General features: G+C 56.9%; 16 protein-coding genes. 4 read left to right on the top strand and 12 right to left on the bottom strand.

Annotated elements, in window-relative coordinates; all coding sequences use genetic code 11:
• Positions 1–3 precede the first annotated feature (3 nt).
• The 4 genes from truB to GYN01_RS19740 all read left to right on the top strand — a co-directional run bounded on the left by truB (position 4) and on the right by GYN01_RS19740 (position 4,332).
• The gene (gene truB, locus GYN01_RS19755) at positions 4–921 is read left to right on the top strand and encodes a tRNA pseudouridine(55) synthase TruB (protein ID WP_048366009.1); all 918 of its coding nucleotides are present in this window, start codon (positions 4–6) and stop codon (positions 919–921) included.
• 164 nt (positions 922–1,085) lie between these two features.
• Entirely contained in the window at positions 1,086–1,355 is a 270-nt protein-coding gene (gene rpsO / locus GYN01_RS19750) for a 30S ribosomal protein S15 (RefSeq protein WP_203307646.1), read from the top strand.
• A 225-nt stretch (positions 1,356–1,580) separates the two neighbouring features.
• Entirely contained in the window at positions 1,581–3,686 is a 2,106-nt protein-coding gene (pnp, locus tag GYN01_RS19745) for a polyribonucleotide nucleotidyltransferase (RefSeq protein ID WP_048402589.1), read from the top strand.
• Positions 3,687–3,978: 292 nt separating this feature from the next.
• Positions 3,979–4,332 carry a BON domain-containing protein gene (locus GYN01_RS19740; protein WP_048366012.1) on the top strand — a complete coding sequence of 118 codons (354 nt, stop codon included), beginning with the start codon at positions 3,979–3,981 and terminating at the stop codon, positions 4,330–4,332.
• 176 nt (positions 4,333–4,508) lie between these two features.
• On the opposite strand, the gene GYN01_RS19735 is transcribed toward GYN01_RS19740, so the two are convergent.
• The 12 genes from GYN01_RS19735 to GYN01_RS19680 all read right to left on the bottom strand — a co-directional run bounded on the left by GYN01_RS19735 (position 4,509) and on the right by GYN01_RS19680 (position 22,093).
• Positions 4,509–7,433, bottom strand: coding sequence for a DUF748 domain-containing protein (locus GYN01_RS19735; RefSeq protein WP_203307645.1), 2,925 nt, complete (start codon positions 7,431–7,433; stop codon positions 4,509–4,511).
• A 111-nt stretch (positions 7,434–7,544) separates the two neighbouring features.
• Positions 7,545–8,558: a class I SAM-dependent rRNA methyltransferase gene (locus GYN01_RS19730; RefSeq protein WP_203307644.1), complete on the bottom strand. Its 1,014-nt coding sequence runs from the start codon at positions 8,556–8,558 to the stop codon at positions 7,545–7,547.
• 306 nt (positions 8,559–8,864) lie between these two features.
• A complete protein-coding gene (locus tag GYN01_RS19725) occupies positions 8,865–10,046 on the bottom strand; it encodes an acetyl-CoA C-acetyltransferase (RefSeq protein ID WP_203307643.1) in 1,182 nt (393 codons plus the stop codon).
• Positions 10,047–10,187: 141 nt separating this feature from the next.
• Entirely contained in the window at positions 10,188–11,063 is an 876-nt protein-coding gene (locus GYN01_RS19720; RefSeq protein WP_048402583.1) for an oxygenase MpaB family protein, read from the bottom strand.
• Between the two features lie 47 nt (positions 11,064–11,110).
• Positions 11,111–12,775, bottom strand: a complete 1,665-nt coding sequence (gene pgi, locus GYN01_RS19715; RefSeq protein WP_048366017.1) for a glucose-6-phosphate isomerase — start codon at positions 12,773–12,775, stop codon at positions 11,111–11,113.
• Positions 12,776–13,031: 256 nt separating this feature from the next.
• Entirely contained in the window at positions 13,032–13,892 is an 861-nt protein-coding gene (panC, locus tag GYN01_RS19710; RefSeq protein WP_203307642.1) for a pantoate--beta-alanine ligase, read from the bottom strand.
• Positions 13,889–14,689, bottom strand: coding sequence for a 3-methyl-2-oxobutanoate hydroxymethyltransferase (panB, locus tag GYN01_RS19705; protein WP_048366019.1), 801 nt, complete (start codon positions 14,687–14,689; stop codon positions 13,889–13,891). The genes panC and panB overlap by 4 nt, the downstream gene beginning before the upstream one ends.
• A 194-nt stretch (positions 14,690–14,883) precedes the next feature.
• The gene (folK, locus tag GYN01_RS19700) at positions 14,884–15,393 is read right to left on the bottom strand and encodes a 2-amino-4-hydroxy-6-hydroxymethyldihydropteridine diphosphokinase (RefSeq protein ID WP_048366020.1); all 510 of its coding nucleotides are present in this window, start codon (positions 15,391–15,393) and stop codon (positions 14,884–14,886) included.
• Between the two features lie 3 nt (positions 15,394–15,396).
• Positions 15,397–16,791 carry a polynucleotide adenylyltransferase PcnB gene (locus GYN01_RS19695; RefSeq protein WP_048366021.1) on the bottom strand — a complete coding sequence of 465 codons (1,395 nt, stop codon included), beginning with the start codon at positions 16,789–16,791 and terminating at the stop codon, positions 15,397–15,399.
• Positions 16,792–17,522: 731 nt separating this feature from the next.
• Positions 17,523–18,956 (bottom strand): sigma-54-dependent transcriptional regulator, encoded by a 1,434-nt coding sequence (locus GYN01_RS19690; protein ID WP_203307641.1) that lies wholly within the window; start codon positions 18,954–18,956, stop codon positions 17,523–17,525.
• Positions 18,957–18,978: 22 nt separating this feature from the next.
• A complete protein-coding gene (locus GYN01_RS19685; RefSeq protein WP_173427026.1) occupies positions 18,979–21,933 on the bottom strand; it encodes a sensor histidine kinase in 2,955 nt (984 codons plus the stop codon).
• A complete protein-coding gene (locus GYN01_RS19680; protein ID WP_047277492.1) occupies positions 21,917–22,093 on the bottom strand; it encodes a hypothetical protein in 177 nt (58 codons plus the stop codon). The genes GYN01_RS19685 and GYN01_RS19680 overlap by 17 nt, the downstream gene beginning before the upstream one ends.

Raw genomic sequence — 22,093 nt, 5'->3', positions numbered from 1 at the left:
CCGGTGGCTCAGGTCAAGCGTATCCGTCGTAACGTCAGCGGTATCATCCTGCTCGACAAACCGCTTGGGTTCACCTCCAACGCGGCCTTGCAGAAAGTCCGCTGGCTGCTCAATGCCGAAAAGGCCGGGCACACAGGTAGCCTCGATCCTTTGGCCAGCGGCGTATTGCCGTTGTGCTTTGGCGAAGCCACCAAGTTTTCGCAATACCTGCTCGATTCCGACAAGGGTTATGAAACCTTGATGCAATTGGGTAAGACCACCACCACTGCGGATGCGGAAGGCGATGTTTTGCTGACCCGCCCCGTGACCGTTGGTCGCTCCGATATCGAAGCTGTTTTACCCAAGTTTCGTGGGCAAATCAGTCAGATACCGCCGATGTACTCTGCGCTCAAGCGCGATGGTCAGCCGCTTTACAAGCTGGCCCGTGCAGGCGAAGTGGTGGAGCGTGAACCGCGTTCTGTTACTATTACCCGCCTCGAATTACTGGCCAGCGAAGGCGACACCGCGCGTCTAGCTGTCGACTGCACCAAAGGCACCTATATCCGTACCCTCGTGGAAGATATCGGTGAGCAATTGGGATGTGGGGCTTATGTTGCAGAGTTGCGCCGCACGCATGCTGGACCGTTCAGTCTGGCCCAGACGGTGACGCTTGAAGAGTTGGAAGCTGTGCATGCAGAAGGCGGAAATGAAGCTGTTGACCGCTTCCTTATGCCCTCCGACAGCGGCTTGCTGGATTGGCCATTGCTGCACTTTTCGGAAGCCAGCGCGTTCTACTGGCTCAACGGCCAACCGGTACGTGCTCCCGATGCACCCAAGTTCGGCATGGTGCGAGTACAAGATCACAACGGTCGCTTTATCGGTATCGGTGAAGTGAGCGAAGACGGGCGCATAGCGCCGCGTCGACTGATTCGGTCAGAATGACCGGAGCAGGACGGACCGGGATTTCATTGTTCCGGGCCGTACTGAAACGAGGGTGGCTGTTATTAGGCACGGTCACATCTCATTTTTAAATACGAGGATTTGTCCTCGGCCTATTGGATCTGTCTTGTTCGCAAGCAGAGCCCCTTTATGAAAGGAAATGCCTCATGGCACTGACAATCGAACACAAAGCAGAAATCGTAAAAGACTACCAGCAAGCGCCAGGTGATACAGGTTCTCCAGAAGTGCAAGTTGCACTGCTGACCTTCAACATCAACACCTTGCAGGGTCACTTCAAAGAAAACAAAAAGGACCACCACTCCCGTCGTGGTCTGATCCGTATGGTAAACCAGCGTCGTAAGCTGCTGGACTACCTCAAAGGCAAGAACGTTGAGCGTTACAAAACGCTGATCGCTCGCCTGGGTCTGCGTCGCTAATAGCGATGTTGCTAGAGGCTGGTTGTCTGTTGTGTGTCTGTGGGGTTCCTACAGGCTTGCGGCAGGCTTCCAGCCTCAAGTTTTATCTGGACTAGCCGGATCTTTACGAAAGCTGCCCTGCTGGCCGTTTTCGTAAGCATCTTGAGTCGGGCCAATGCCCGACATTGCCCAAGCATTTCGCAAGAAACCCGTTCCCCAAGAGCCACAAAGAGAAGGTAGGACACCGTGAACCCGGTTATCAAAAAATTCCAGTTCGGTCAGTCGACCGTAACCCTCGAGACAGGCCGTATCGCCCGTCAAGCTTCCGGCGCTGTATTGGTCACTGTTGACGATGACGTCAGCGTATTGGTGACTGTCGTCGGCTCCAAGCAAGCTGATCCAGGCAAGGGCTTTTTCCCTCTGTCGGTTCACTACCAGGAAAAAACCTACGCCGCGGGTAAAATCCCGGGCGGTTTCTTCAAGCGTGAAGGTCGTCCTTCCGAGAAAGAAACCCTGACTTCGCGACTGATCGACCGTCCGATCCGTCCGCTGTTCCCTGAAGGCTTCATGAACGAAGTGCAGGTTGTCTGCACCGTTCTGTCCACCAGCAAGAAAACCGATCCGGACGTCGCTGCGATGATCGGTACTTCGGCTGCGCTGGCTATCTCCGGTATCCCTTTCGATGGTCCGATCGGCGCAGCTCGCGTTGCTTATCACGAAAGCACTGGCTACTTGCTGAACCCGACTTACGAGCAACTGGCTGCTTCTAGCCTGGACATGGTTGTTGCCGGTACGTCCGAAGCCGTATTGATGGTTGAATCGGAAGCTAAAGAGCTGACCGAAGACCAAATGTTGGGCGCCGTACTGTTCGCCCACGACGAATTCCAGGTTGTTATCCAGGCTGTTAAAGAGCTGGCTGCCGAAGCTGCAAAACCAACGTGGGACTGGGCTGCTGCCCCAGAAGCTACCGCACTGTTGGGCGCTATCCGTGCCGAATTCGGCGAAGCGATCTCCCAGGCTTACACCATCACCGTCAAGGCTGATCGTTACGCGCGTCTGGGCGAGCTGAAAGACCAGGTGGTTGCCAAGTTGTCCGGTGAAGAAGGCCAGCCTTCTGCCAGCGAAGTGAAAGCAGCGTTCGGCGAAATCGAATACCGCACCGTTCGCGAAAACATCGTTAACGGCAAGCCGCGTATCGATGGTCGTGACACCAAAACTGTTCGCCCTTTGAACATCGAAGTGGGCGTTCTGCCTAAAACCCACGGTTCGGCTCTGTTCACCCGTGGCGAAACTCAGGCTCTGGTTGTTGCAACTCTGGGTACTGCCCGTGATGCACAGCTGCTGGACACCCTGGAAGGCGAGAAAAAAGACCCGTTCATGCTGCACTACAACTTCCCTCCGTTCTCGGTAGGTGAGTGTGGTCGTATGGGTGGCGCAGGTCGTCGCGAAATCGGTCACGGCCGTCTGGCGCGTCGTTCGGTTCAGGCCATGCTGCCTGCTGCCGACGTGTTCCCGTACACCATCCGTGTTGTATCGGAAATCACTGAGTCCAACGGTTCCAGCTCGATGGCATCGGTGTGCGGTGCTTCCCTGGCATTGATGGACGCTGGCGTGCCGATGAAGGCTCCGGTTGCCGGTATCGCGATGGGTCTGGTTAAAGAGGGCGAGAAGTTCGCCGTTCTGACCGATATCCTGGGTGACGAAGACCACCTGGGCGACATGGACTTCAAAGTAGCGGGTACCGCGAAAGGTGTTACTGCGCTGCAGATGGACATCAAGATCAAAGGCATCACCGAAGAAATCATGGAGATCGCACTGGGCCAGGCCCTGGACGCTCGCCTGAATATCTTGGGTCAAATGAACCAGATCATTGCTGTTTCGCGTAACGAGTTGTCGGCTAATGCACCGACTATGATCGCGATGAAAATCGACACCGACAAAATCCGTGATGTTATCGGTAAAGGTGGCGCGACTATCCGTGCAATCTGTGAAGAAACCAAAGCTTCGATCGACATCGAAGACGACGGTTCGATCAAGATCTTCGGCGAAACCAAAGAAGCAGCAGAAGCGGCGCGTCAGCGCGTTCTGGGTATCACCGCTGAAGCTGAAATCGGCAAAATCTACATCGGTAAGGTTGAGCGTATCGTCGACTTCGGCGCATTCGTTAACATCCTGCCAGGTAAAGACGGCCTGGTTCACATCTCCATGCTGAGCGATGCTCGCGTTGAGAAAGTGACTGACATTCTGAAAGAAGGTCAGGAAGTGGAAGTGTTGGTGCTGGACGTGGACAACCGCGGCCGCATCAAACTGTCCATCAAGGACGTCGCAGCAGCAAAGGCTTCGGAAGCTTAATCGCCTCTAAAACCTGTGTTTAAAAAAGGATCCTTCGGGATCCTTTTTTTATGTGTGAAAAAAAGATCCGCCACATGACGGGCCAAAGGCCATGACGAAAATACCGCAACTTGCATGCAGCTGGCAGGGCAAGTCATGCAATCTGCACGAGGAAGAAAAAACTGAGTGACTCTAAGTATCTGTTTTATAAGGGTTTATTTTTTTAATGAAGTTGGCACAAGCCCTGCAATATTACAGATAACCCTGCTGCCAGATGACGGCGCAGATTCTAAAGAAGACAGGAGTTACTCGTATGAAGAAGTTCGCTATCGCTGCTGCAACTGCCACCGCGCTGACCCTGACCATGGCCAATGCTGCATTTGCTGCTCAGTCGACTACCCAAGCCCCAATGGTCGTCGCTGCTGGCGAAATGACTAAAGCTAAAGAAGCTACTTCTGATACTTGGATCACGACCAAAGTCAAATCTGACCTGCTGACCGAAAAAGGCATTCCAGGTACTGATATCAAAGTAGAAACCAACAAAGGTGTTGTTTCTCTGTCCTCCACTGTTGCAGTGACTGATGCACAGAAAACCACCGCAGTGAACATTGCCAAGAAAGTTAAAGGCGTGAAAGCCGTTGCTGCTGATGGCCTGAAAGCTGAGTAATAACCCTTTCTCGTAGAACCGGGGGGAAAGCCGGATCAGGTGCTTGAAGCGCCGCACCTGAAGCTTTCGAAATAGGTTCATGCGACGGCCACACGGATGTGGCCATTACAGCCCTCGGCGCTTGCGTCGGGGGCTGTTCTATTTGGGCGAAGGATATGTTCTCACCCGCCGCTTAATTACTCGCTGTCCAGGTGCAACGGTGAAATCACCCGACCATCACTTTCAGCTTCGCCCAAAGTTGCGTCCACAAAGTACACGCGCTCATCTGCCAATTGGCCTTTGTCCACCAAGAAGTCCTTGATGCTACTGGCGCGGTCTTGACCTAGTTGGCGCAACAGCACTTCGCTTTTGCTCCAGAATTCGATCAGTGCGTCACTCATCTTTTTCGCACGTTCGTCACGGCTCAATTTAGCCCACTCAGCTGGCGGCTGCTGTTTCAGGCGTGTGCGGTAGATACCTTCAAGCAATGGGCCTTTTTCATCATCCGGCACTTTCAGCAATGAAGCCTGTGCTGGCACTTTGTCGCCTCGGCGTTGCAGGATTTTGTAGTAGTTGTATTGGTATTCGCGTTCCAGGCGTTCTTGCGCAATGAGCGGGCCGTCGCTGCTTTGTGCGGCCGTGCCTTCGATCTCAAGGCGCAGCGCCGGGCGTTCTTTGAGCGCAGCGGCCAGTGTGGTCAGCGCTTTTTGCGCATCTGGGCTCAGCTCGCTCGAACCTGGTGCGAAGGAAACGGTACCCAGGTCTTCAGCGCCACCGCCGCTGATCAGTCCGCCAATGAACTTGAAGGGGGCCTGAGCGGCACGCAGCACAAGGTTGCGCAAGGTTTGCCAAACAATTGGCATCACGCTGAATTGCGGGTTGTTCAAATCGCCCGTGACGGGCAGTTCGATGGAGATTTTGCCGTCGGTGTCCTTGAGCAAAGCAATCGCGAGTTTGATCGGCAGATCCACGGCATCCGGGCTGTCGACTTTTTCGCCCAGTTGCAATTGCTCGACCACCAATTTGTTCTCGGCCTTGAGCTGCCCCTTGGTGATCAAGTAGTGCAGGTCCAGATTCAGGCGGCCCTTGCGGATGCGGTAGCCCGCAAACTTACCCGAGTAAGGCGTCAGGGTCGTCAGCTCGACGCGCTTGAAACTGGTGGCAATATCCAGACTGGCCATCGGGTCGAAAGGGTTGACGCTGCCTTTGATCGTCACGGGTGCATACCGGTCGACTTTACCTGCGATGTTGACGCTCGCCGGTTTGGCTTGTCGGCTGTCGATGGTACCGATCTGCCCGTTGAGTTGTTGAATGGCAGTGGCGAAGTTGGGCGTCAGGCTGAAGTCTGCGAAGTTGGCCGAACCGTCATTGATCGCGATGCCTCCCACATGAATGCCCAATGGTTTTTCTTTGCTGGCGGCGGGTTTTGTCGCGTTTTTGGCGCCCGTGTTGGCGGGTTGTGGGATCAGCAGGTCATCAATGTTGGTGGTGCGATCATCGTTGATCATGAAGCGCACGTACGGTTGCGCCAGGTTGACCTTGGCAATCGACAGGCTGTCACCGTGCTGGTAATTCAAGTTCTCCAGTACCAGACGTTGCCACTTGAGAAAATCGCGGTTTTTGAGGGTGTCGAGTGTGTGCAGTTGGTCGACCCGTGCCTTGCCCTCCACGCTGAAAGCGAGTGGCTCGACGCTTTTCAGATTGACTGCCAGATCGCTGCCCAACATGCCGCTGCGCAGTTCCAGGCGAATAAAGGGGTCGATGTAAGCCTGCGCGACGCGCAGGTCGATGTCTTGGGTGGTGACGTTGAGCTTGGCACTGATCGGGCTTAGATTGACCTCGCCGCTGGCAGTGAGCTTGCCTTGCTTGCCAATCCCGGTGTCGAGTTTCAGGTTGAAAGGTGACTGATTGAGGCTGTCGAAGTTTTTCAGGTCCAGGTTCAACGGGCCAACGTCTAGCGCGACCGGAGTTTTTGGTTCTTTATCTGCCAGATGCACGCGGTAATCGCGTAGCTGCACATCCTTGAGCAACACTTGCCACGGTTTGCTGGGGGCGACAGGTGCCGGTTTTGGGGCTTCAACGGTGACTGGCTCATCGGCTTTGGATGAGGTTTTGGTCGGTTGGCTGGCAAACAATTTTTGCCAGTCAAGTTGGCCGTCAGCTTCACGTGTGGCCCAAGTCTCAAGATTTTTGCTGTTGATTTTACCGACCACCACTTGCTGCTTGGCCAGGTCTACGCGGGTATCACTGACGTCCAGGCGCTCAAGCCGTGCCAGCGGCCGACCGTCCGGTGCATTGATTTTGAACGGGGCGATACTGGCCGAGGCGTTGCTCAGCACCATTTCAGTTTCTTTGGACAGATTCAGCGTGTAGTCGGTCCTGAAGTTCAGCACCCCGTCTTCCAGTACCAGCGGTAGGGCGTCTCGCACATAGGGCCACCAGACTTTCATCTTGCCGTCAGTCACTTTGAGCGTGCCTTCGGATGCAATGGGCACCAGGCTCAAGGTGCCGGTCCAGTCAATGCGGCCGCCTTCTGGCCCGGCCGCCACTAAGGTCATGTCAGCATTGTCATCGGGCAGCGTGCTGAGGTTTTTCAGTTCCAGATCCATTGAGTCATACAAAAACTCGATCGGCTCGCTTGGGCGCAAGTCAGCAAAATGCAGGTAGCCGCCCGCCAGACCGATGCGGTCGATACGCAAGGGGAAGGGGTTGCTGTCAGGTGTCTGGGGCGCAGGTTCGCTGGCAGGTAACGTGAACAATTGGGTCAGGTTCAGTGTGCCGTCCTTGCTGAACAACAGCTGCGTCTTGGGTTTGTCCAGTTGCACGTCTGCCAGGTGCAAGGCTTTTGTCCACAGGCTGTCGGCTTGCACGTTGGTGTACAGGCGCTCGAAGCCTACTTGCTCCTTGCCCGGCTCACCGACCTTGAACCCCCACAGTGTCAGCTCCAGACTGAACGGGTTGAACTCCAATCGGTCGAGCCTGGCGGGCACGGTGGCGTAGTTGGCCAACTGCTGGTTGATGATGCGTAAGCCTATGCCGGGCAAAATCAAAAAACCCAGCAAGCTATAAAGTGCGAGGGCAGTCAGCACGGCGCCAATGGCGCGAATCAATCCTTTGGGCATGTGAGGCGTCGTCTATAACAGTCGGGAGTGCCTTGGAGTATGGCACGCGATTCTGGTTCCGAGACGATCGCCTTATTTTTAGTAGGACTTTTTGCGTGTGAGATTAGGCGCTTAGAACTGTAGGATCAGCGTCTTTAGTGGCGGCTGCTGGTCCATTGACGGAAAGTCGCTGGCCGGATTCAGCACTTGCCAGTCCCGAACAGGGCGCCCGGCTTTTTCAGCACAGCGCAGGACTTGCTCGCGCCAGTCGTCCATGCTGACTTTCGCCAGATTATTGCAACAGATCAGCACGCCATCCGGCGCGGTGGCCAATACCGCGGGTTTGAGCAGGCTTTGATAGTCGCGCAACAGGTCTACCGTGCCGAAAGCACTCTTGGCCCACGCGGGAGGGTCCAGCAGCACCAGGTCGTATTCACGCTGATCCATGCGCGGGTAAGCGGGCAGCTTGTGGCGACGCTGGATAATCGGCAACCCCGCCAGTTGGCGAATGGCAGCGAAATAGTCGGATTGCACAAACTTCATCGGGGGCAATTCGGGATTTAGCAGCCCGTTTTCGAGTCCGACCGCCAAGTTGCCTTCAGCAAAGTCCAGATTGCAGACCTCGCTTGCGCCGCCTGCCGCAGCGCTTAAGCCAACGCCACAGGTGTAGGCGAACAAGTTAAGCACGCGCTTGCCGGCGCTGTGCTGCTTGACCCAGCCGCGCGCGTTGCGCAGGTCGAGAAACAGCAGTGGGTCTTGCCCCGCGTGACGGCCGCGCACACGGTACTTCAGGCCCCACTCGTGGCCGATCATGTCTGCCAATGCGGCGTCTTCGGCGCGGTAGACGGTGTCTTCGCGATCAATACGTGAATTGCCCTGTGAGCGGTCGTTGTAGACCAGCAGCAGTTCCAGGCCCAAGTGCCGATTGATTGCTTCATGCAATTGCAGCAAATCACCGCGCTCAAGGCGCTGGTGAAAGCTTTGCACCAGCAGTTGCGGGCCGTAGCGGTCGATAGTCAGACCGCCAGCGCCTTCCTGGCTGCCGTGGAACAGGCGATAACAGTCAGTGCCTTGAGCGTGCAGCTCGGCCAGCAAGTCGTGACGGTTATCGAGGGCGGCGCGCAGCGCCTGATTCAAGGAAGACATGCGTTGCGCCTTGGGGGACAGATAGGGCGCGCGAGTTTAACAGAACCGCGTGAAGGTTTATGGTTGCGCACAGCCTCATCGGGCTGGCTACGCTGTTCGAATAGACGCTATCGAGGCGTAAAAGGACGGGCTGTTGGTGTGTGTAGCAGTTGCCGAGGGCGAAGCCGTCGCCCTGCCTTAGAAAACGGTATTGCTGGTACATCGCGCACATGGAATTTACGACCGTTTTGCCGCCGGACGCAGCCTCGCATCACCCGTCAGCGCTATGGCTATAGGTGTGCGAGGCTTTACACCCTTAGGTGGCCATTATTCGCGTTCGAGCGCCAGAGCTACACCCTGGCCACCGCCAATGCACAAAGTGGCGAGGCCTTTTTTAGCGTCACGCTTGAGCATTTCGTGGAGCAGGGTGACCAGAATCCTACAACCCGACGCGCCAATCGGATGACCAATGGCAATTGCCCCTCCGTTGACGTTGACCTTGCTCGCGTCCCAATCCAGCGCTTTGCCGACCGACAAGGCTTGCGCCGCGAAGGCTTCGTTGGCTTCGATCAGGTCCAGTTGAGCCAGCGTCCAGCCTGCTTTAGTCAGGCAGCGTTGAGTCGCGCTCACGGGACCAATGCCCATGATGGCCGGGTCTACACCGGCGTTGGCGTAGGCCGCGATTTTAGCCAGTACCGGTAAACCCAGCTCACGGGCTTTGGTCGCACTCATTAGCATGACGGCGGCTGCACCATCATTGAGTGAGGAGGCATTACCTGCTGTGACAGATCCGTCTTTTTTGAACGCAGGTCTAAGCTTGGCCAGCGATTCGGCCGTCGTGCCCGCGCGCGGTTGTTCGTCTGTGGCAAACGCGATCGGATCACCTTTGCGTTGCGGGATCAAAATCGGCGTGATTTCGTCCACAAAGCGCCCGGTTTCAATGGCTTCGATGGCTTTGCGCTGCGAGGCGGCGGCAAAGGCATCCTGGTCTTCGCGACTGATGCCGTACTTATCCACAAGGTTCTCTGCGGTGATGCCCATGTGGTAATCATTGAATGCATCCCACAGGCCATCGCTGATCATGGTGTCGACGATTTGGCTATGGCCCATGCGCAGGCCGGTTCGGGCGCCGGGCACGATGTAGTTGGACAGGCTCATGTTTTCCTGGCCGCCGGCGATGATCACGTCAGCGTCGCCACAACGGATGGCCTGGGCAGCCAAATGCAGCGCTTTGAGCCCGGAGCCGCAGACTTTGTTGAGCGTCATTGCTGGCACGGCAAATGGCAGTCCGGCCTTGATTGCTGCCTGGCGTGCCGGGTTTTGACCTGCACCCGCGGTGAGGACTTGCCCCATGATGACTTCATCGACCTGTGCACCCTCCAGACCGGTTTTTTCGAGCAGTTGGCGAATGACCGCGGCGCCCAAGTCGACAGCAGGTACATGGGCCAGTGAGCCTTGAAAGCTGCCGACGGCAGTGCGGGTAGCGGCAACGATGACAACGTCTTGCATAGCGGGAGTCCTGATTATTATTGGAGAGGCCGCGTCAGACGCAGCGGTAGGAATCAAGCGGCATGGTGGCATACAAACAGCGGCATCGTCTCGTCACGGCTGGCGCACAGAGATGAGCGTCCTTGTGTGATGGCACGGCGGTTACCCACCGTACCGGCCCATGCGTCGCTGCGCCCTTTGCACTGAGCCATTGCGCACTGCCCAGCGCAGAACCGGCGCGGTGCTGTTGACTGTGGCGCGGATCAGCGTGCGTGTCGGCGGACGTTGATGAAGCCCCAGCTGATCACTGGCCCAGTCGGGTAGCAAGTCGATGCCGGCTTGCATCATCAGCGCGGCAAATGGTTTGGCCAGCAAACTGGGCGCCGGGGCGTTGAGCAACAGGCGAATCACTTCATGGCTGCGCTCATCACACAGCAACTGCGGGCGTATGGCTTGCAGGTAGTCGGCGATGTGCTGGCGTGAGCGGGGCACGTCTGTGGCCCCCAGGCGTTCAGCGACCACGGCAATTTCGTCGTAGTAACGGTCTTGATCGGCTGGGGACAAATCCGGATTGCGATAGCGCAAATGAGCGGCAAGGAAGTTACTGACTTCCGCCACATGCACCCACGTCAGTAATTGCGGGTCACTGGCAGCATAGGGACGGCCGTCAAGTCCGGTGCCGGTCACTTGCAGGTGAATGCTGCGTACTTTGTCGATCAGCCAGTCGGCATCGCCTGAGGAGCCAAAGGTGGTGCCAGAGATGAACTGGCCAGTGCGACGCAATCGCCCCAGCATGTCGAGTCTGAAATTGGAGTGATCCCACACCCCGGCCAGTGCCAGAGGATGCAAGGCTTGCAGCATTAGGGCGCTGATGCCACCGATCAGCATGCTGGTGAAATCACCGTGTACTTGCCAACTGATGGAGTCGGGGCCGAACAGACCGGGGTCGCCCTTGGGGTTTTCGAGGTCGAGCTGGCCGAGCGAAAGGCCGGTCAGACTCATGATTTGGCGTTCGATAGGGCGGCGGATAAATTCCATGGCGTCTCGGTGCCGCCAGCCAGTCGTGAAGACTGGCTGGCGTTCAATCAACCGCGATGGCGACCGCGGAAGTAGTTGATCAGGCCTTGCGTTGACGCATCATCGGCAGGCTCTTCGAGGCTGCCGGTGAGGCGATAGTAAACGCCTTTGCCCAGTTCTTTGCCCAACTCTACGCCCCACTGGTCGAAGGCGTTGATGCCCCAGATCACGCTTTGCACGAACACTTTGTGCTCATACAGCGCCACCAGCGCGCCAAGGCGACGCGGGCTGATGCGTTCAACCACCAAGGTGTTGCTCGGGCGGTTGCCCGGAATCACTTTATGCGGCGCGAGCTTTTGCACGGCGTCTTCGGGCATGCCCTGTTCGCGCAATTCGGCTTCGGCTTCGGCGCGGGTTTTGCCCAGCATCAGGGCCTGGCTTTGCGACAGGCAGTTGGCATAAAGCCACTGATGGTGGTCGGCGACCGGGTTGAAGCTGACAATCGGCACGATAAAATCGGCCGGAATCAATTGGGTGCCTTGGTGCAGCAGCTGGTGATACGCATGCTGACCATTGCAGCCCACGCCCCCCCAAATCACCGGGCCGGTGTCGGTGGACACGGGAGTGCCGTCCTGACGCACGCTTTTGCCGTTGGATTCCATGTCCAACTGCTGCAAGTGTTTAGTGATGTTGCGCAGGTAATGGTCGTACGGCAGGATCGCGTGGCTTTGCGCACCCCAGAAGTTGCCGTACCAAACGCCAAGCGCTGCCATCAACACGGGCATGTTCTGTTCGAACGGGGCGTTCTGGAAGTGTTGGTCCATGCTGTAGGCGCCGGACAACAGTTCTTTGAAGTTGGACATGCCGATCGCCAGGGCAATTGGCAAGCCGATGGCCGACCACAGCGAATACCGCCCACCCACCCAGTCCCACATCGGGAAAATGTTTTCTTCGCGAATACCAAACGCGACCGCGGCCTCGTTGTTGCTCGACACGGCGATGAAGTGGCGATGCAGTTCAGCTTCCGAACCGCCTTGCGCCAAGTACCACGCGCGGGACGCTTGGGCATTTTTGAGGGTTTCGAGGGTGTTGAACGATTTCGACGACACGATGAACAGCGTGGTTTCGGCGCGCAGCTTGTGCGACAGCTCGTGGAATTCACTGCCGTCGATGTTCGCCAGGTAATGACAGCGAACGCCTTTTTGCGCGTAGGACAACAGCGCTTCGGACACCAGCTCAGGGCCAAGGAACGAGCCGCCGATGCCAATGTTCACGATGTCGGTAATCGGTTTGTCGGTGTAACCGCGCCACAAGCCTTCGTGAATGCGACCGACCAGCTCGGTCATCTTGTTCAGGACTTTGTGCACCTCGGGCATGATGTCCGCACCGTTGACCGACAGCTTGTCGGCAACTGGGCGGCGCAGCGCGGTGTGCAAGGCCGGACGGCCTTCGGAGGCATTGACGATCTCCCCCGAGAACAACGATTTGATCGCGCCCTGAAGATCGACTTCGTTGGCCAGATCGACGAGCAACGAACGGGTTTGGTCAGTGATCAGGTTTTTTGAATAGTCCAAAAACAGCCCGCAGCTGCTCAGGGTGAAATCTTCAAAACGTTTTGGGTTGCTGTTAAACGCATCGCGCATGCTGAAGTTTTGCATGCTGGCGCGGTGTTGCTTCAACGCTTGCCAAGCGGGCAGAGCGGTAACGTCGTGAGGAGTGCGGTAGTACGCCATCGCTGCGGATATCCTTTTTTGCTTGAACTGCCTGTTGGACACTGAAAACCCCGAAACCTCCTGATTAACCTCGGGAGGCATCGGTTGACCTGCAAATGCACATCGGACACAAGCAGGGCGATCACATTAACCCTAGTGCCTGCATCTGTCTTGGCTTTGTCTGACGCCGAGCTGTAACTTTTGTCACGACCGTGTGACGCCAGGTGAATCGTTTCAGTGTTTCTTTATCGGGTGCGGGTGACGCGCAATCTATCAATTAAAGCGTGTTGTCCAGGTTCAGGTGGATGTTGTCGATCAGGCGCGTAGTGCCCAAGTAGGCCGCGACCAGAATGACCAGATCCCGGTCACTGGTTTGCGCGGGCAGCAACGTCGTTGCGTGGCGAACTTCCAGATAATCCACTCGCAACCCGATGGCTTCAAGGTGGGCCACCTGTTGGGTCACCAGCGTGGCGTAGTTGCGTTCACCGGCTTTGATGGCGTCTGCCATTTCGCGCAGGTGGAGATACAGGGCGGGCGCCAAGGCACGCTGCTCTTCATTCAGGTAGCCATTGCGCGAGGACAAGGCCAAACCGTCTTCGGCGCGTACAGTCGGTTCGCCGATGATTTGGACGGGCATGTTCAGGTCGAGCACCATGGCGCGAATAACGGCCAATTGCTGGTAGTCCTTCTGACCAAAGATCGCCAGGTCGGGCTGAACCATGTTGAACAGTTTGTTGACGACCGTGGTGACGCCATCGAAATGCCCAGGGCGGCGGCTGCCGCAGAGCTCATTGCTCAATTGAGCCGCAGTGACGCGGGTTAGCCCCGTCATCCCGTGGGGGTACATTTCATCCACCGTTGGAGCAAACAGCAGGTTACAGCCTGCTTGCAGGAGTGTTTCCTGATCGGCGGCGAGGGTGCGGGGGTAGGTGTCGAGGTCTTCGTTGGCCCCAAATTGCAGGGGGTTGACGAAAATGCTCGCGACTACGAAATCGACCTGCTGCGCCGCCTTGCTGACTAGCGCGGCATGGCCGCTGTGCAAGTTGCCCATAGTCGGTACCAGGCCGATTTGTTTGCCTTCGCTACGTGCGCGAGCGATGGCTGCGCGCAACTCGCGAACGGTTTTTACTGTGTTCATGCAGAGAATCCGTGTTCGGTGCCAGGAAAGCTGACGGCTTTGACTTCAGCGACGTAGGCGCTGAGGGCCGATTGAATGTCAGGTTGGCCGGCCATGAAATTTTTCACGAATTTAGGCACGCGGCCAGTCAAGGACAAGCCAAGCATGTCATGCAGCACCAACACTTGACCGTCGGTATCACTGCCGGCGCCGATGCCGATCACCGGGATTTTCACCGCGTGGGTGATTTCTTTCGCCAGTTCGCTTGGCACGCATTCGAGCAGCAACATGGCGGCACCGGCTTGTTCCAGTGCAATCGCATCTGCACGCATCTGGCGTGCCTGGTTTTCGTTACGGCCTTGTACCTTGTAACCGCCCAATACGTTTACCGTCTGTGGCGTCAGGCCCATATGTGCGCACACAGGAATGCCGCGCTCAGTCAGCAGGCGGATGGATTCGGCCAACCAGACGGCACCTTCGACCTTGACCATGTGCGCGCCCGCCCTCATGAGTTGCGCGCTGTTGTTCAGCGTTTGCTCAAGGGTGGCGTTCGCCATAAAAGGCAGATCGGCGAGTATCAGGGCGTCCTGATTGCCGCGTTTAACGCACGCCACGTGATACGCCATGTCATCGTTGGAAACAGGCAGGGTGCTGTCATGCCCTTGCAAGACCATGCCCAGGGAGTCGCCCACCAGTAACACTTCTACACCGACCTGGTTGCAGGCATGTGCGAAGGTGGCGTCATAGCACGTCAGCATGGTGATTTTTTCACCTTTTTGCTTAAGGCTTTGCAGGGTGGTCAGGGTAATAGCTGGCATGAAAAGGATCCTCGTCAGGCAGTGCGATAACCACTGCGAGCAACGCGCGTGATTCATCGTTATAAGCAGGCGCACCTTTATAGAGGTGCTAAACGGCCTGCTTTTCACATTGCGCCACCGGGTAGGTGGCAGCGGGATGCCTATAGTCGTGACGAGGACACGGGAAGTCAATTAGAGGTGTTACCGCCGATGTGTTACCGCGCTAATTGATTCGATTCAGCTAAGCCGGGCAGGCGCTCAAGACCGACAAAGGGGCAGTCTTTGAGGAGTTGTTCAAGGCTGCGGCCATCGGCCAGTTTGAGCGAAGCGGGCGCCAGCTCGGCCAAGGGGTACAGCACGAAAGGACGGGCGTGCATGTGGTAATGCGGGACCTTGAGGCGAGGCTCGTCGATCAGTTGATTGCCGAACAGCAGGATGTCGAGGTCCAGCGTGCGCGGCCCCCAACGCTCAAGTCGCTCACGGCCTTGGTCGTTTTCGATGGCTTGCAAAGCATCGAGCAGCTCAAGGGGGGCCATGTGAGTCTCGATGGTTGCCACTGCGTTGGTGTAACGCGGTTGGCCTGGCAGCAGGGAGTCGCTTTGATAGAACGCTGAGACCCCGACAAACACCGAGTTGGGCAGTTGCGCAATCGCTTCTACCGCGTTGCGCAATTGCTCGGCCGGGTCAGCCAGATTGCTGCCCATTCCAATGTAGATGCGTTCCATCACTTACTCGTCGGCGCCAGCGCTGCGTTTGCGCTTGTTAGCGCCTGTGCGGCGGCGTTTACGCGGTGCAGGGCCAGTGCCATCGTCCTTGGCGTTGCTCAGGTCGCGAATCATGTCGCGACGGCCACTGTCGTTAGCATCCTGATAGTCGGTCCACCATTCGCCCAGGCCGTTGGTCTGCTCGCCAGCGCTTTCACGCAACAGCAAAAAGTCGTAACCGGCACGGAAGCGCGGATTGTCGAGCAGCATGTCGGCACGTTTGCCGCTGCGACGCGGCAGACGCTCTTGCATGTCCCAAATTTCGCGAATCGGCATTGTGAAGCGCTTGGGAATTGCAATGCGCTGGCACTGTTCGGCGATCAGTTCGTGCGCGGCTTCTTGCATGGCAGGAATAGGCGGCATGCCTTGGTCTTGCAGGCGCAAAATACGGGCGGGCAGAGCAGGCCACAACAGGGCTGCAAACAGGAACGCGGGGGTCACCGGTTTACCCTGCTTGATTCGCAGATCTGTGTTGCGCAACGCTTCGCTGATCAAGGTGTGGGTGTAGGTCGGGTTGTGCTCCAGAGCTTCGGCACTGGCCGGGAACAAGGGGTCGAACAATTCAAGGTCGACCAGCATCTCGAAGGTGTCGCAGGCGTTACCGGAGAGGAAGAGCTTGAGCACTTCTTCGAACAGGCGAGCCGACGGGATTTCGCGCAGCATGGGGGCCAGCTCGCGGATCGGCGCGGCGGTGTGTTTTTCAATCCCGAAGTTCAGCTTGGCGGCAAAACGTACCGCCCGCAGCATGCGCACCGGGTCTTCCTGGTAACGCTGTTGCGGATCGCCAATCAGGCGCAGCAGGCGATTGCGGATGTCGTGTACACCATTGGCGTAATCGAGAATGCGCTCGCTGACCGGGTCGTAATACAGGGCATTGATCGTGAAGTCGCGACGTTGGGCGTCTTCTTCGAGGGTGCCGTAGACGTTGTCGCGCAAAATACGCCCGCTTTCGTTACGCGAGGACTGGTTGCTGTCTTCCTCTTCGTCGTTTTGCGGGTGATTGGCACGGAAGGTCGCCACCTCGATGATTTCGCGCCCAAAGTGGATGTGCACCAACTTGAAGCGACGACCGATGATTCGCGCATTGCGAAATTCGGCACGCACTTGTTCTGGCGTAGCGCTGGTGGCCACGTCAAAGTCTTTGGGCGTGATGTTGAGCAGCATGTCGCGTACGCAGCCGCCGACCAGATAAGCCTGGTAACCGGCGTTTTGCAGGCGTTCGACAATGTTGACCGCGTAGCGGCTGAACTGGGCACGTTGCAGCGAATGTTGGCTGCTGTTGAGCACTTCAGGGGTGCTGCGCAGTTGTTGCGTACGACGCTTGGGAGAACGGAATGACTGGAACAGCTTCTTCAGCATGGGATGCACTGTTTGAAGGAATGTTCGGCCAAAACGAAGAATGACCGCATGATGGGCGGGGATTCTAGCATTTAGTCAGGGGATGGTGTAGGACGCGTAGCCTGTCGATTGCCTCTAGTGGCCCTGGTCGTTGCGAGAGTACCGGGCCAGACGGGCTGTAAAATTTTCTGAATGTCAGGAACCACAAGGGGAGCCGAAGCTCCCCCAGAATTAGTTGCGTGCTCTATTTTTATTATTGGTTGCGGGCTTTTTGTTTTTGTTAATTGCCCTGGTTACCCAAGTTTTACCTGTGTAACCCTCCCAATCGGGAGATAAGAGCAAACGGATTGCTTTGGTCGCTGTGTTGATGTGATCAGTGATCCAACTAGTTCAGGCTCTGCTTTAAGTGCAGTTTTTGTTGTTCTCTGCCTAGTCGTGGGGCAAGCCCCAATGACAACACCTCTCCAAAAGAATCAGTTAGCTGCGCCTCCGCCGTGTTGTTCTTGTTATGCGTGAGCCGATACGTCTTATTTTTATTGTGTGTTGCTGTGATTCTTATTGTTCTTGTACGAATACATATAGCAGGGGTCGTGCCAACTTTTGTCCGGCCTAGCAAAATAAGGGGCTTTCTGGGTTTTCATGTTTTTTAGCGCAAAAAAAAGCCGGGCCTTCGTTACCGTAAGACCCGGCTTTTGTTACGTGATTAGCGTGCGGTAACAGTTTTTTCACCGTCGGCCGTGTTACCTGTCACGTTACCCTTCGCTGGTGACACCGGTTTTTCTGCGTGGAATACCCAGGCGCTGGCGCCGTTCCCACAAGCATTTACGACTCACGCCCAGTTTTCGCGCCAGTTCGGTCTCCGTCATATGGTCCTGATGCTCAAGCACAAAGTGCTGGAAGTAGTCTTCCAGTGACAGGTCTTCAGTCGGGTCATGGCTGGTGTTACCGCTACTGATGCCCTGTTGTGGGCCCAGGCCGATAAAGTCGTCGTCTTGCAGATCGCTCAACTCGATGTCGATGCCCAGCAGTTCGGCTGAAATTTCCGGGCTTTCGCACAGAATCACAGCACGCTCTACGGCGTTTTCCAGTTCTCGTACGTTGCCTGGCCACGTGTAATGTCGAATGGCTTGTTCGGCATCGGGAGCAAACTTCAAGTCGGTGCGCCCCACTCGGGCACTTTGACGGGCGAGGAAGGCATGGGCGATTTCGTTTACGTCCGGGCCACGTTCACGCAATGCCGGCAACTTGAGGGCAATGACGTGCAGGCGGTAGTACAAGTCTTCACGGAACTGGCCGATTTTGGCCAGGCTCTTGAGGTCACGGTGGGTGGCCGCGATCAGGCGCACATCGACCTTTTGCGATTGCACCGAACCCACACGGCGAATTTCGCCCTCTTGTAACACCCGCAGCAGACGGGCTTGTGCTTCCAGTGGCAGCTCACCGATTTCATCAAGGAACAAAGTGCCGCCATCGGCCGCTTCAACCAAGCCCGCACGGCCGGCGCTGGCGCCGGTGAAGGCCCCTTTTTCGTGGCCGAACAACTCAGATTCAATCAACGACTCAGGAATCGCCGCACAGTTAACCGAGATCATCGGCGCTTTGGCGCGCTTGGACAGGTTATGCAGCGCGCGGGCCACCAGTTCTTTGCCGGTACCGGACTCACCCTGGATCAGGACATTGGAGTCGGTGGGGGCCACTTTGCGGATCTTGCTGTACAGATCCTGCATAGGCGGGCATGAACCGATGATGCCGATTTCGCCATTACAGTTATCGCTCGCGCTTTTATCGGCGCCCGACGCTTTGGTTGGGCGCTCGGCAGGCTGGCTTTGAGCGTTTTGGCGATCACGCAAAATACGTGCGACGGCTTGCAGCATCTCATCGTGATCAAACGGTTTGGCGATGTAGTCGACGGCGCCCATTTTCATCGAGTCAACCGCTGAGCGCAGGCTGGCATAGCTGGTCATGATCAGCACCGGTTTGCCTTCGCCCAGCTTGATCAGCTCGGTGCCAGGTGCCCCTGGCAAGCGCAGATCGCTGACAATCAGGTCGAACGAGGGAATGCTGAAACGCTCTTGAGCTTCCTGCACCGAGCCTGCTTCGCTGACCTGGTACTGATTACGCTCCAACAAACGGCGCAACGCGGAGCGGATGATTGTTTCGTCTTCGACGATCAAAATATGCGGCATTGATTCAGTTCTCTCGACGGTCTCAGTTCACAGCGGACGTCGCTTCGACATGGCGCGGTAGTGTCACCCGGATACGGGTTCCGCGCTGGCTTTGAATGTCAGCCGGGCTGTCGATGGTGATTTGTCCATAATGCTCTTCAACGATGGAATAGACCAGTGCAAGGCCCAGACCGGTGCCTTCCCCAGGGTCTTTGGTGGTGAAGAACGGTTCGAACAGGCGGTCCATGATGTTCTTCGGAATACCCGTGCCCTCGTCCTCTACGATCAGGTCGACGGTGTGTTCGCTGGCTTCGCTTTTGACCCGTACGGCGCTGCCGGCAGGGCAGGCGTCGCGGGCGTTGGACAGCAAATTGATCAGCACTTGCGCCAGGCGCTGTGGATCACCTTCGACCCAGTGATCGGGATCGCACAAGTTATAAAACTGCACTTCAAAATTGCGCCGGTTCAAGGCCAGTAGACCGATGGCATCCTGAGCCACCTCTGCCAGACAAACGGGCTCGTCCGTGTGCTGATGGCTGCCCGCGTGAGCGAAACTCATCAAGGACTGCACAATGCGTGAGATACGTTTGGTTTGCTCAAGGATCTGGCCGCTGATTTCTGTCAGCTCGCTGTCATCTTCGCGTTCTTCACGCAGATTCTGCGCCAGGCAGGCGATCCCGGTGACAGGGTTGCCGATTTCATGGGCAACCCCTGCCGCCAGACGGCCGATGCTTGCCAGTCGCTCCGAATGCACGAGTTTGTCTTCGAGCATTTGGGTTTCAGTGAGGTCTTCGACTAGCAGTACCAAGCCACTGTTGCCGGGCGCCAACGGTTCGTCGATGGCGGCCTTGTGCAGGTTTAGCCAACGGGTTTGACCGTCCAGGGCCAGGTGTTGTTTGTGCAAGTGCTCATCGGGCAGCTCAATAAAACCCTGCAACAGCTGGCGCCAGGGATCACCCAACGTATTAAGGCGCGAACCCACCACGCGCTGAGCCGGGATGCCGGTCAGCTCTTCCATGGCTTTGTTCCACATCAGGATCTCTTGGTCCTTGGCCAGTGAGCACACGCCCATCGGCAACTCTTGCAGTGTTTGGCGATGGTAACGACGTAAGGCGTCGAGTTCGGCCGCCAGACCGGTGAGGCGTAAGTGGTAGTCCTCTAGCCGACTTTCAATAAAGTGGATGTCTTCGGTGACGTAGTTTTCGCCGCCTGACTTGTAGGGCAAGAAGGTTTCGACCATATCCTGAGCGACGCTGGGGCCCATCAACCCGGAGAGGTTGGCTTCGATACGGTCGCGCAAGCGGCGCAAGGCATACGGGCGGCGTTCGTCGAAGGGTAGATAAAGGTCGCGCAAGGCTTGCTCGACTTCTTTTTGCGCGGCCTTGGCTCCCAATGGCTTGGCCAGTTGGGTGGCGAACTCTTGTGGCGAGGCAGCATGCAGTTCACGTCGCTGCGGGCGGCGCACGTTATCTACCGCACAGGCTTCAGCAGCGCTGGCTTCTTCTGTGCTGGCGTTGGTGAACAACGAAATCAAGGTGAACATCAGTACGTTGGCGGCCAGTGACGCAATGGCAGCCATGTGCCAACTGGTGTCGTCCAGCACGTAGATCATGTCCAGCCACGGAATGTAGAAGCCCTGAAAGTTGCCAATCAGCGGAAGCAGCATGCTGATCATCCAGACCGCGATGCCCGCGAGCAGTCCGGCGATAAAGCCGCGACGGTTGGCGGTTGGCCAGTACAAGACAGAGAGTACGCCCGGCAGAAATTGCAGGGTGGCGACAAACGCGACGATGCCAAGGTTGGCCAGGTCTTGTTCGGCGCCCAGCAACAAGTAAAAGCCATAGCCGGCCATGATGATGGCGACGATTAGGGCGCGGCGCGTCCATTTCAGCCAGCGGTAGATGTTGCCTTCCGCCGGTGGCTGATAAAGCGGCAGCACCAAGTGATTCAAGGCCATGCCCGAGAGCGCCAGCGTGGTCACAATAATCAGCCCGCTGGAAGCGGATAAGCCGCCGATATAAGCCAGCAAGGCCAGCGATTTACTGTTGGCTGCAATGCCAATGCCCAGGGTGAAATATTCGGGGTTGGTGGTCGCGCCCAGCTTTAGTCCGGCCCACAAAATAAGCGGCACCGCGAGGCTCATCAGCAGCAGGAACAACGGCAGGCCCCAGCTGGCGCTGACCAGCGCCCTGGGGTTGAGGTTTTCGGTGAAGGTCATGTGATACATGTGCGGCATCACAATGGCCGAGGCAAAAAACACCAGCAGCAGAGTACGCCACGGGCCTTCTTGCAGGGGGGTATGCAAAGAGGCCAGGGCGGTCTGATTTTGTTGCAGCCACACCTCAAGTTGTTGCGGGCCATCGAATACGCCGTATAGCGCATAGAGGCCCACCCCGCCGATGGCGAGCAGCTTGATGACGGACTCAAACGCGATGGCGAAGACCAGCCCTTCGTGTTTCTCGCGCGTCGCGATGTGCCGGGAGCCGAAGAAGATAGTGAACAGCGTGATCATGGCGCAAAAGCTGAGTGCGACACGGTGTTGCACGGGTTCGCGGGTGAGGATGCTGATCGAGTCTGCCACGGCCTGGATTTGCAGGGCTAACAGCGGTAGCACGCCAATCAGCATAAAGATGGTGGTGAGCGCGCCGGCCCATGTGCTGCGAAATCGGAAAGCAAATAAGTCGGCGAGCGAGGACAGTTGGTACGTGCGAGTGATTTTCAGAATGGGGTAAAGCAGTACAGGCGCTAGAAGAAAAGCCCCTGAAACGCCGAGGTAACTGGAGAGGAATCCGTAACCGTATTCGTAAGCCAGCCCCACCGTGCCATAAAACGCCCAGGCACTGGCATAGACACCCAGTGACAGGGTGTAGGTCAGCGGGTGACGAATAATGGCGCGCGGGATCATCCCGCGTTCACTGATCCAGGCCACACCGAATAGCACCAGCAGGTACGCGGCGCTGACGAGTACCATCTGGGTCAGGCTAAAGCTCATCGGCATCTTTTTGGCTCTGAAGAATAAAGGTCACCACGATCAGAATCAGCCAGAGCAGGTAGGGCCGATACCAGGCACCTGTCGCATTGATCCACCAATCCATGATGGCTGGGGAAAACAGATAGATCCCGACCACCAGCAACAGGACCAATCGATAGATATACAT

The organism is Pseudomonas weihenstephanensis (assembly GCF_016812185.1).
Lineage (GTDB): Bacteria > Pseudomonadota > Gammaproteobacteria > Pseudomonadales > Pseudomonadaceae > Aquipseudomonas > Aquipseudomonas weihenstephanensis.
The sequence above is the reverse complement of the archived record's forward strand: the minus strand, read 5'-3'. Positions and strand labels throughout refer to the sequence as shown.